The sequence below is a fragment of the Megasphaera stantonii genome (genome assembly GCF_025567065.1).
Lineage (GTDB): Bacteria > Bacillota > Negativicutes > Veillonellales > Megasphaeraceae > Megasphaera > Megasphaera stantonii.
The window spans coordinates 33,102-44,669 of the sequence record NZ_JAOQKD010000019.1; the positions used below are offsets into that span (position 1 = coordinate 33,102).

General features: G+C 44.7%; 14 protein-coding genes and 1 pseudogene. All 15 read left to right on the forward strand.

What is annotated here, in order from left to right:
- The first annotated feature begins 37 nt into the window (after positions 1–37).
- The 15 genes and pseudogenes from ylxM (at position 38) to OCV58_RS12240 (ending at position 11,446) form a co-directional block, all read left to right on the forward strand.
- On the forward strand, positions 38–367 hold the full coding sequence (ylxM, locus tag OCV58_RS09505) for a YlxM family DNA-binding protein (RefSeq protein WP_095629450.1): 330 nt from the start codon (positions 38–40) through the stop codon (positions 365–367).
- A 12-nt stretch (positions 368–379) separates the two neighbouring features.
- Positions 380–1,732 (forward strand): signal recognition particle protein, encoded by a 1,353-nt coding sequence (gene ffh / locus OCV58_RS09510; protein WP_154877710.1) that lies wholly within the window; start codon positions 380–382, stop codon positions 1,730–1,732.
- A 48-nt stretch (positions 1,733–1,780) separates the two neighbouring features.
- Entirely contained in the window at positions 1,781–2,053 is a 273-nt protein-coding gene (gene rpsP, locus OCV58_RS09515) for a 30S ribosomal protein S16 (protein ID WP_107196758.1), read from the forward strand.
- 15 nt (positions 2,054–2,068) lie between these two features.
- Positions 2,069–2,296: a KH domain-containing protein gene (locus tag OCV58_RS09520; protein ID WP_087478288.1), complete on the forward strand. Its 228-nt coding sequence runs from the start codon at positions 2,069–2,071 to the stop codon at positions 2,294–2,296.
- 8 nt (positions 2,297–2,304) lie between these two features.
- A complete protein-coding gene (locus tag OCV58_RS09525; RefSeq protein ID WP_087478289.1) occupies positions 2,305–2,712 on the forward strand; it encodes a YlqD family protein in 408 nt (135 codons plus the stop codon).
- A gap of 6 nt (positions 2,713–2,718) precedes the next feature.
- Positions 2,719–3,222, forward strand: a complete 504-nt coding sequence (rimM, locus tag OCV58_RS09530; protein WP_107196759.1) for a ribosome maturation factor RimM — start codon at positions 2,719–2,721, stop codon at positions 3,220–3,222.
- Positions 3,219–3,956 carry a tRNA (guanosine(37)-N1)-methyltransferase TrmD gene (gene trmD, locus OCV58_RS09535; protein ID WP_154877711.1) on the forward strand — a complete coding sequence of 246 codons (738 nt, stop codon included), beginning with the start codon at positions 3,219–3,221 and terminating at the stop codon, positions 3,954–3,956. Before rimM ends, trmD begins: the two co-directional genes overlap by 4 nt.
- Complete coding sequence (locus OCV58_RS09540; RefSeq protein WP_154877712.1) at positions 3,953–4,525, forward strand: RNA methyltransferase; 573 nt, start codon at positions 3,953–3,955, stop codon at positions 4,523–4,525. The genes trmD and OCV58_RS09540 overlap by 4 nt, the downstream gene beginning before the upstream one ends.
- Before the next feature lie 15 nt (positions 4,526–4,540).
- The gene (locus OCV58_RS09545; RefSeq protein ID WP_154877713.1) at positions 4,541–5,275 is read left to right on the forward strand and encodes a YebC/PmpR family DNA-binding transcriptional regulator; all 735 of its coding nucleotides are present in this window, start codon (positions 4,541–4,543) and stop codon (positions 5,273–5,275) included.
- A gap of 403 nt (positions 5,276–5,678) precedes the next feature.
- The gene (gene wbaP, locus OCV58_RS09550; RefSeq protein ID WP_154877714.1) at positions 5,679–7,124 is read left to right on the forward strand and encodes an undecaprenyl-phosphate galactose phosphotransferase WbaP; all 1,446 of its coding nucleotides are present in this window, start codon (positions 5,679–5,681) and stop codon (positions 7,122–7,124) included.
- Between the two features lie 190 nt (positions 7,125–7,314).
- Complete coding sequence (locus tag OCV58_RS09555) at positions 7,315–8,079, forward strand: DUF4422 domain-containing protein (RefSeq protein WP_154877715.1); 765 nt, start codon at positions 7,315–7,317, stop codon at positions 8,077–8,079.
- On the forward strand, positions 7,965–9,557 hold the full coding sequence (locus tag OCV58_RS09560; protein ID WP_154877716.1) for a glycosyltransferase: 1,593 nt from the start codon (positions 7,965–7,967) through the stop codon (positions 9,555–9,557). Before OCV58_RS09555 ends, OCV58_RS09560 begins: the two co-directional genes overlap by 115 nt.
- Before the next feature lie 15 nt (positions 9,558–9,572).
- Positions 9,573–10,358: an ABC transporter permease gene (locus tag OCV58_RS09565; protein WP_154877717.1), complete on the forward strand. Its 786-nt coding sequence runs from the start codon at positions 9,573–9,575 to the stop codon at positions 10,356–10,358.
- Positions 10,359–10,373: 15 nt separating this feature from the next.
- Positions 10,374–11,111 carry an ABC transporter ATP-binding protein gene (locus OCV58_RS09570; RefSeq protein ID WP_154877718.1) on the forward strand — a complete coding sequence of 246 codons (738 nt, stop codon included), beginning with the start codon at positions 10,374–10,376 and terminating at the stop codon, positions 11,109–11,111.
- 69 nt (positions 11,112–11,180) lie between these two features.
- A pseudogene (locus OCV58_RS12240) lies at positions 11,181–11,446 on the forward strand (glycosyltransferase family 2 protein).
- Positions 11,447–11,568: the final 122 nt, after the last annotated feature.

Sequence of the window (11,568 nt, forward strand, 5' to 3'; positions counted from 1 at the left end):
ACTATCACAGTGCGCTGAATGCGGAGGCGGTGACAACATGCTGGAAGACGTAGTACGCAAGGGACGGCTCCTCGATATATACGGGCCTCTTTTGACGGAGCGGCAGCGGCGCTGTATGGAAATGTATTTTGAAATGGATCTGTCGCTGACAGAAATCGGCGAAGAGCTGAACATTTCCAGACAAGGCGCGTACGACATGCTGCGCCGGGCATCGCGTTCGCTGGAAGAATATGAAGAACGGCTTCACCTGCTGGCCCGGAATGACGCGGCCCGGGAGAAGCTGGAACAGGCCGCAGCCTTGCTGGAGCAGGGGACGGCCGAGCAGATTGAACAAGCTGCGCATATATTGAAAGAAATCGAGCTATAAAGGAGGCTTTTTATGCCATTCGAAAGTTTGTCAGAACGGTTTCAAGCGGCCTTCAAAAAGCTTCGCGGCAAGGGCAAGCTGTCGGAGGAAGACGTAAGCGAAGCGCTGAAAGAGATGCGCCGCGCATTGCTGGAAGCCGACGTTAACTTTGCCGTTACGAAAGATTTTATCAAGCGCGTACGGGAAAAAGCCGTAGGCGAAGAAGTATTCGGCAGTTTGAATGCTTCTCAAACCGTTATTAAAATTGTCCGCGACGAGCTGACAGAGCTCCTCGGCGGGACGCAGAGCCGCATCGCCATCGCGTCCAAGCCGCCGACGGTCGTCATGCTCGTAGGCCTGCAGGGCGCCGGTAAGACGACGACGGCAGGCAAGCTGGCCCGGTTGCTGAAAAAGCAGGGCAAAAGCCCGCTGCTGGTCGCCGGCGACGTATACCGCCCGGCTGCGATTACGCAGCTCCAGGTACTGGGACAGGAACTGGACGTGCCTGTCTATACGGAAGAAGGCTGTCAGGACCCGGTTAAGATTGCCAAAGACGCTATTCCTTACGCCTTGAGCCATCTCCGCGATATCGTCATCATCGATACGGCCGGCCGCCTGCACATCAACGAAGTCCTCATGGACGAGCTGGTCAACATCAAAGGAGAAGTTCATCCTCATGAAATCCTCCTCGTCGTAGACGCCATGACCGGCCAGGACGCCGTAACGGCAGCCTCGGCCTTCGACAACGCCCTCGGCATCGACGGCATGATCATGACCAAGCTCGACGGCGACGCCCGCGGCGGCGCTGCGTTGTCCATCAAAGCCGTGACGGGCAAGCCGATTAAGTATATCGGCGTCAGTGAAAAGCTCGACGGATTGGAAGAATTCCATCCGAACCGCTATGCGTCGCGAATTCTTGATTTAGGCGACGTAGAAACAATTATCGAACGGGCACAGGCTGCTTTTGACGAAGAATCCATGGCCAACATGAAAAAGACCATGAAGAGCGGCAGCTTTACCTTTGATGATTTTCTCAGCCAACTGCAGATGATCAAGAAAATGGGAAATATGGGCAGTCTTATGAGCCTCATTCCCGGCATTGGCAAGTATAAAAAAGAACTCGACAAAATCGACATGGACGGCAAGGAGTTCAAGCGCATTGAAGCGATTATCACGTCCATGACCGCCCAGGAACGGGCGAGTACGAACCCGAAAATGCTCATCAAGGACAGCCGCAAGCGGCGCATCGCCAAGGGCAGCGGCACCCGCGTCCAGGACGTAAACCGCCTTCTCAAGCAGTTTACGGAGATGCAGAAGATGATGAAGCAGGCTAAGAAAGCACAGCAGGGGAAACGGCGCGGCTTCCTGCCCCGCCTGCCCTTTTAAATAGCTGATTCCCCGAATAGGGATACCATATAGAGGAGGTGAATTTCAATGATTAAAATTCGTTTGGCTCGTTTAGGTGCTAAAAAGAAACCGTTCTACCGTGTTGTCGTAGCGGATTCCCGCGACGCCCGCAACAACGGCCGTCCGGTTGCGACGATTGGCACGTACGATCCGGCTAAAGACGCTGACAGCCGTTTGGTAGTCAACGCTGAAGAAGCAGTAGCATGGCTCGGCAAAGGTGCACAGCCTACCGATACGATTCGCTCCCTTTTCAAAAAAGCCGGCATCATGGCTCAGTTTGAAGCATCCAAGAAGAAGTAAGAGAGGCTGAGACATATGGAAGAATTAATTGCATGTATTGCCAAGGCGCTCGTCAAACAGCCCGAAGCAGTTACAGTTACGAAAATTCAGAAAAAAGGCCTCGAAGTATATCAGCTTCATGTCGCGCCCGAAGATATGGGCAAAGTCATTGGCAAACAAGGCAAAATCGCGAAAGCGCTGCGCCTTGTTGTCAAGGCTGCGGCAGTGAAGGCGAACAAGAAAGTATCCGTTGATATCGTATAGGAGGAACCATGGATCAGATTACATTGCGCGTTCCTGTCGCCGTAAAAGCCAAGGTAACCCAGGCGCTGAAGGATAAAATCCTCAGAAATACGGACCAGGCGCTGAGTGATATCGATCGGGAAATGCAGAACCTGGAATTCCAGGCCAAACGCATGATGACCGAGCAGGCGAAAATCGACGCCCAGGGCTTGATTTCCCTGCGGGCCCGCGTAGAAGAACAAAAACAGCGTCTCCAGGCTGCCAAAGCAAAAGCGCAGCATGACAGAAACGAAGCTGAACAGTTAGCAATCGGTTCCGAAATCAGACAAGGCACGCTTGAACAGACCGTAGTCGTCCAAGTCGGCGATGATTTGGGTAAATTAATGGGAACGGAAATCTTGGTCGAAGACGACAAGATCGTTGCCATTCGCCAATAAAATACGATGGCTGGATTGGATTTCTTTACAATCGGTCAAATAGTTGCCCCGCACGGCGTGCGGGGTGATGTTCGTATTTATCCCGATACGGATTTTCCGAAGCGTTTCCTGCAAATGAAATACGGCTACATCGACGGCAAGAAGTACGAAGTTGCCGCCGCGCGGCTCCATAAGCGCGTCGTCCTTATGAAGTTCGTCGGCGTCGACGACCGCAATGCCGCCGAGCTGCTCCGGGGCAAGGAGCTCCAGGTGCCGAGAGAAGATTTGATGCCTCTGAAAGAAGGCCAGCATTACATCTTCGACATTATCGGCATGACGGCTTACGATTTGCAGGATGTGAAATTAGGGACTGTTACCGACGTCTTGCGGACGGGCAGCAACGACGTGTACGTCGTAACCGACGACGAAGGAAAGGAAACGCTCTTTGCGGCTATTCCCGACGTCGTCAAATCCATTGACGAAGAGTCTGGAAAAATGGTGCTCGACCCGCCTGAATGGGTAGACGAATGAGAATCGATATAATATCACTTTTCCCGGAATTGATAGAGGCCTTTTACCGGCACAGCATTATCGGACGGGCCCGCGCGGCCGGCCTGCTGGAGCTGGATGTAACCAATCCGAGAAATTTCACCTATGACCGTCATCATATGGTAGACGACACGATTTATGGCGGCGGTTGCGGCATGCTTATGAAAGCAGGGCCGCTTTTTGCGGCTGTAGAGGCCGTGCGCCGCGACGTACCGAAACGGCGCGTCATCCTCATGGGGCCTGCCGGTGAAACCTTCACGCAGGCCAAGGCCAGGGAGCTGGCGACGTACGACCAGCTCATCCTGCTGTGCGGCCACTACGAAGGCGTAGACTACCGCGTAGAAGAAAGCCTGGCCGATGAAACCATTTCCGTCGGCGATTACGTCCTAACCGGCGGCGAGCTGCCGGCGATGACTATCACCGACGCCGTAGCCCGCATGATTCCCGGCGTCCTCGGCGCAGCTGGAAGTGCGGCTGACGATTCGTTTTACGCTTCTCTGCTGGAATATCCCCAGTATACCAAGCCGGCCGTATTCCGCGGCCTGACCGTCCCGGAGGTGCTCCGAAACGGCGACCACGCCAAGATAGACGCCTGGCGGCGCCGCAAATCCCTGGAACGGACGCTGCAGAAGCGGCCCGACCTGCTGGAAACCTGCGACCTGTCAGCGAAGGACAAGGCCATATTGGCGGAGCTGGAAGGAGAAGAAAGCCGATGAAATCGTCTCTGTACGTAGGATTGGTGCACTACCCCATATATGACAAACATTTCAACGTCATAGCCACGGCAATTACGAACTATGATCTCCATGACATATCCCGTTCGGCCAAGACCTATGGCGTGAAAAAATACTTCATTATCCATCATGTGCCGGGACAGCTGGACATGGTGCATAAGATCATGGACTTTTGGGAAAGCCCGGCCGGCAGGAAGTACAACGCCTACCGCACCCAGGCTTTCGACATCGTCGACATCCGCCCGTCTATTGAAGACGCCGTCAAGGCCGTAGAAGAGGCGGAGGGAAAACGCCCTTACGTCGTGACGACGGACGCGCGGACCTATGCCAATACCATTTCCTATAAGGAGCTGCGCCGCAAGCGTGAGGAAGACGACACGCCGGTGCTGCTGCTCTTTGGGACAGGCTACGGCATGACGAAAGAGACGATGGAGAAATTTGATTATATCCTGGAGCCCGTATACGGCGCAGGAGACTACAACCACTTATCCGTCCGCTCGGCGGCGGCCATTATTTTAGACCGTCTGGCCGGCGAAGCGTGGTGGCAATAAGAGGAGGAACACAGAATGTCTGGACATTCGAAATGGGCAAATATTAAGCGTAAAAAAGGCAAGAACGACGCCATCCGCGGCAAAATCACCACGAAAATCGGCCGTGAAATCACCATCGCCGTCCGTATGGGCGGCCCGGACCCGGTCGGCAACATGCGCTTGAAATTGGCTCTCCAAAAAGCAAAAGAAAACAACATCCCGAAAGATAATATCAAGCGGGCGATCCAGAAAGGCGCCGGCGCTACAGAAGGTCAGAACTACGAAGAAATTACGTACGAAGGCTACGGCCCGGCAGGCGTTGCCGTTACGGTCAACGTCCTCACGGATAACCGCAACCGCGCGGCTGCCGAAGTCCGCCACGTATTCTCCAAATACGGCAACAGTCTCGGCGAAACAGGCTGCGTAGGCTGGATGTTCAAGAGCAAGGGCATCTTCGTCGTAAGCAAGGAAAACGCCGACGAAGATCAGATCATGGAAGTAGCCCTCGAAGCAGGCGCCGACGACGTCAAGACCGAAGGCGAAGAATTTGAAATCGTAACGACGCCCGAATCCTTTGACGACGTAGAAAAAGCCTTGGCTGACGCCGGTATCGAAACAGAACACGCATCCATCACCATGGTTCCGGACAACACCATTACCTTGGACGCCGAAGGCACAGAAAAGCTCGAAAAACTCATCGACGCCCTGGAAGACCTGGACGACGTCCAGGACGTATACCACAACGGCGATATGATGGAAGACGAAGAGTAAGACAACGAAATATGGCAGCACAGATAAAAAGAAGAATGGCTCAGGCTGTTCTTCTTTTTTCTATTATAATATATTGCAGCATAAAAACGTACGTGGTGAAGTGGTCTTGATGAAAAGTGCGGCAGAGGGTTTGAAAAATGATATGATGAATTTGCCGAATGAAGCAGTTCATCTGCATGAAAATATGACATTGATTCTTATAGCGGACAGGCATGTGTAAGAGGAATGTAAGAATTAAGTAATGTGATAGCCATATGAGTGTAGTTAAAACATTTAAATTCCCTTGTTTCCTTTATTTGTTACAGTTTTGTTGCAGTCAGCGGGGGGCGTAGACGACTGAGTATAATTAAGGTATAATATAATTTGATAAATTTGGAATTATGCTAAAGTGAGTGCAGCCGACATGAAGAAACATGAATTATCTTCTTCTATATCGATAAAAAATAAACATAGCGCGATATTGATGCCAGTGGTGCTGCTGGTAGTTGATTACGCGGCCATTTTATGCGCTGAAATGGTTTCTTTTCATTTGCGTAATCTCCTAGTGCCGGAAACGACGTTGCGCCTGTCATGGTTGAGCATACACGTTATTATCCCGTTTGTGTACATTATTTTTATGCAGACTCATGAATTATATACTCGCCGCACACAGTTCTGGCGGATTATGTCTGAGATTTTTAGTGTCAACCTATATTCTATTGGATTATTGGTTTTTGTCATGTATCTCGCGCAGACAGCGTCGCAGACCTCACGGTTATTCGTCGGGCTACTGTGTATTTTTGCTTTTACGTTTCTCGTTATAGGCCGCTATATCATAAAAAAAGTACTAAACCACGTAAAGGTGCTGCAAGTTCCAATTTTAATCATGGGTGCAGGAAAGACGGCGGCCTTGGTGTTGGAGTACTTGCAGAAAGACGCCGGTTTGGGATATGATTTTATTGGCTTTTTAGAGGATAACGTACCAGAAAAAAAAGTATTGGCTATGATGCCTCATTTGGGGACGTTTTCTGATGCGGAGAACGTTATCAGGCAGACCGGCGTAAAGCATGTGCTGGTCATTGCGCCGGGCCTAAAAAATGAAGATGTTCAGGGGATTGTATATCGGCTGCAGCCATTAGTAAAGAGAGTTGCTTTTATTCCTGACATGGGAAAAATGCCCTTGGCGACCTTGGATATGGAGAGCTTGATTGACGGGCATATCGTTACATTCAGCTTCCGTAATAATCTGGCTCAGTGGTATAATAGATTCCTCAAGCGTGCCTTTGATTTGATCTGCACGATAGCAGGCTTGATTTGTATCTCCCCCGTATTGGCGGCGATTGCGTTCTGGATTTATAAAGATTCGCCCGGCCCGGTTATTTTTAAGCATCGCCGTATAGGGCGGGGTGGAAAAGAGTTTTCCTGTTATAAATTCCGCAGCATGTGTATGGATGCTGATATAAAATTAGAGGAACTGCTGGAAGCTGATCCCAAAGCGCGAGAAGAATGGCACAGTGAATTTAAACTGAAAAACGATCCGCGTATCACGAAAAGCGGCGCCTTCCTTCGCAAGACCAGCTTGGATGAGCTGCCCCAGCTAATCAACGTGCTGAAAGGGGACATGAGCCTCGTAGGCCCGCGGCCTATTATTAAAGCGGAAGTCCCTAAATACGGCCGATATATTAATGATTTCTACATGGTGCGCCCCGGCATTACGGGCATGTGGCAGACCAGCGGCCGCAATGACGTGACCTATGACGAACGAGTTCAGATGGATACCTGGTATGTTCGAAATTGGAACGTCTGGTTTGATATTGTCTTAATTTGGCGGACGATTGGCGTCGTTCTAGGGAAAAAAGGCGCATATTAGGTTAGTAGATGTGGTAACTCATAGACACTGAACAACACATTTAGTGTGCTGAACAACGCATTTAATGTGTCAAACAACACATTTAGTGTGTCAAACAACACATTTAGTGTGTTAAACAACAAATTTAGTGTGCTAAACAACACATTTAATGTGCTGAACAACACGTTTGAAAAGAAAGGTAGACATGCCGTTGAATATAAAAATTTTGATTGCTGCCCATAAAAAATACTGGATGCCTGATGACGACGTGTACTTGCCGGTCCACGTCGGAGCGGCGGGAAAAGCCGATTTGGGCTATACAAGGGATGATACTGGTGATAATATAAGTGAGAAGAATCCAAACTTTTGCGAATTGACGGCCTTATACTGGGCTTGGAAAAATCTGGATGCAGACTATGTTGGATTGGTACACTACCGCCGCTATTTTTCCCATACCCAGTGGGCTATGACGACAGAGGCTAAGCGAAGGAATATTCTTCGTGGCGACGATTTTCAGCGGCTTCTGCAGGCTGCACCGATCATTGTGCCGGGAAAGCGCAATTACTTTATCGAAACGACACAGAGCCAGTATGAACATGCCCATTATGCCGGCGATTTAAAGGCCGTCAAAGAATTGCTTCATCAGCAGTGTTCGCAGTATGACCCGGCGTTTGAGTTAGTGATGCAGCGGACATGGGGCCATCGGTTTAATATGTTCGTCATGCGCCGAGATTACTATGACGCCTATTGTTTCTGGTTGTTCAGCTTGCTTTTTGAATTAGAAAAGCAACTGGATATCAGCCAATACGATGCCTATCAGTCTAGGGTATACGGTTTCCTTGCAGAACGCTTATTGGATGTATGGCTGGAAACCAATCACGTGCCCTACGTAGAGCAAAGGGTTTCTTTTTTGGAAAAGCAAAATTGGCTGAAAAAAGGCGGAAAATTTATAAAACGGAAGATTTGGAGTCTATGATGGAAAAACTATACTCATTGGTGACAACAAAAGAAACTGCAAAAGACGCATTATACATACGAAAATCATCAATAAACTTTGTAGAAGAACCTTTGCGCAAGGGAGATACATTAGACTTCTGCACATATTTTAATTCGTTTAGTATCATAAAATGGAGTAAATTTACAACTATCCAAAATCTTGTTTTGGAATTGAGAATCCGGGGAAACTTTGAACTTATTGTTACCGTATATTCACCAGCTGAAAGCAAGCCGATTTTACGAGAAGTGATACATGATGGTGTGTATTGCCGTTCATGGCCTATACAGGATTTATCGGGGTATGTGTTTGGCTTTTCTTTACGTGCGTTAACCAATGGAGCGCAGTATTGCGGCGGAACTTACTATGGCGAGTTTGCTCAATGGCAGGATAAAAAAATTGGGATAGGAATATGTACTTTCAAAAGGGAAGAATATGTGCTTCGTACGCTTCGGTTGTTGGAACAATTTAAGGCGTATAATCCTTGGCTGCAAGTGTTAGTTGTCGATAATGGTAGCACGCTAAAAGAGTATGATAAAGATGGGATTCGCATTATTCATAATCGAAATTTTGGTGGCAGCGGTGGATTTACAAGAGCTATGATTGAATACGTTGATGAAAATCAGGTTGATTATGTCCTGCTCATGGATGATGATATCGTTTTGGAGCCGTCTGCATTAGAACGCTCGCATTCTCTTTTGTGCGGATTAAAAGAAGAATATAAAGATAGCTTCTTGAGCGGAGCTATGCTTACAATGGAAAAGCCTGTCATTCAGCATGAAAATACTGCATATTGGAGTAAATTTATTTCAGAGGTTGTTAATAAAGGATTGGACTTATCTGCCATAGATAATCTAGTTAAAAATGAAGCCACTAAAAAGCATCAGAATCAATATGCTGGTTGGTGGTATTGTTGCATTCCACTAGAAAGAATTAAGAAAATAGGATATCCCTTGCCAGTTTTTATTAAAAGCGATGATATGGAATATGGAATACGTAATAGACACGAGTTGCTAACACTTAATGGTATTGGAGTATGGCATGAGACTTTTTCAAAAAAAATGAGTCAAACCATACGCTTTTTTTCTGATAGGAATAGTTTTATTCTGAATCACTATGTCGATGGGTGTGGTTTAGGAACTTTATTGTTAGCAATACTTGGTCGGCTTTATAAGCGAGGCAAGAAAAGAGATTTTTCTTCTATACAGATTTTGTCCTTTGCATTACAGGATTATTTTAATGGATTTACTAAAATAGTAAGTAAAGGCGCTGATCTAAAAATGGCTGAAGTGACAGAATTAACTAAAATGTCGCCGCAAATTAAAAATTATATTAATATATTTGCCTATATTATCAAAATTATTTTGAACTATCAATCTATTGATACAAGTTATAAAGCGTTTCGTCATCAAAATCTTCGGACAAGTGTATTTTGGAAGAGATATTTAGGCATTAAATAAGGAAAGGATTTATTTATGTTCAAGGGAATACAAGATATTAAATATAAAATATTGACTTATCACTTTGTGTTTAGTGAACTTATGAAACGAGATTTTAAAACAAAATATAAGCGAAGTGTGTTGGGAATTTTATGGAGTATGTTGGCTCCGTTATTTACCTTGTTAGTAATGGATTTTGTTTTTGGCAGCTTTTTTGGCAGAGGGGCATCTCATTATACTATTTACTTATTTACAGGTATTGTAGTAATGACGTATTATAGCCAGGCAACAAATGCTGGAATGGGAGCATTAGTTAATAATGCTAGTATTTTTTCTAAAGTAAATGTGCCTAAATATTTATTTTTATTTTCCAACATAGCGTCCTCTTCAATTAATTTTGGGCTTACACTTGTTTTATATTTTATATTTGTTATTGGTGATGGATTATCTATTCATGCTAATTTTATATTATTGATTTTTCCCATTTTTTGTTTAATACTGACAGTCGTAGGTGTATCAATGATTCTTTCGGCACTATTTGTATTTTTTAAAGATATCCAGTATTTATATGGTGTGTTTATGACAGCCCTTAATTATTGTACGCCTGTTTTTTATACTCCAGATATTTTAGGTGATATGGCATATATCTTTTATATCAATCCTTTATTTTTATTTATGAATTACATTCGTGAAATAGTTATTTATTCACGTGTTCCTTCATTAGAATATCATGCAGTTTGTTTTGTATATTCAATTATTTTTTTATTAATAGGATTTTTTGTATATAAAAAATATAACTATAAATTCTTATATTATGTATAGGTTATGGTGGGAAGTATGAATATAATCGAAGTTCATAATGTATCAGTTAAATATATCATTGGGGATTTTAAAGATATTGGTTTAAAAGAATTTTTTATAAGAAAAATAAAAGGGCAAATTACAGTAAAAGAAAAATGGGCATTGCGTGATATTACGTTTAATATTGAAAAGGGTGATTTGCTCGGAATCATTGGTTCCAATGGATCTGGAAAATCGACTATTTTGAAAGTTTTAGCTGGAATTATGCCGCCGACTGAAGGTTCTATATCTATCAATGGAAAAATTGCTCCTTTACTTGAATTAGGTGCAGGGTTTGATGGCGAGTTAACTGTAAAGGAAAATGTATTTTTACGTGGGGCTATGCTGGGATATACCAAGAAATTTATTACAGAACAATATCCTGAGATTGTTAAATTTGCTGAATTAGAAGAATATGAAGATGTAGCTTTTAAGCGATTAAGTTCTGGTATGAAATCTAAATTAGCATTTTCTCTTGCATCTATGGTTAGCCCAGATATTCTTGTTTTAGATGAAGTTTTATCTGTTGGTGATATTGCTTTTAGAAAAAAAAGTGAAAAGCGGATGCAGGATTTAATTCATAGTGGTATTACAACAATTTTAGTTTCTCATTCTATGGAGCAAATTCGCAATCTTTGTACTAAAGTTGTTTGGATTGAGCAGGGAAAAATGATGGGAATTGGGGAAACGAAAATATTATGTGATCAATATGAAGAATATATGCGAAATAAATAGTATTTTTTAAGGCGGTGCATTTATGCCATTAATTTCTGTCATTATTCCTGTATATAACGCAGAAAAAGTATATATGTCAGATGTTTAGATTCTTTGATTAATCAGACTTTTGACGATTTTGAAATTATATGCGTTGATGATGGTTCAATGATAATTCGTTGGAAATTTTAGAAAAATATGCAAAAATTGATTTTCGAATTTATGTATTACGGCAAAAGAACTTATATGCTGGTGTGGCAAGAAATACTGGCATGGCGGTTGTAAAGGGTAAATATTACATATTTCTTGATGCGGATGACTTTTTTGATAAGAATCTACTTTTTCTTTTAAGATAGGAAGAATATTGACTTTTATACCAGGCGAATTTACAATACAAGTGCAACACCTATAAAAAATGACACATAGGTTTCTGATATAATAATGCTACCAAACAAAATCTATATCTCGGAGGAAACCT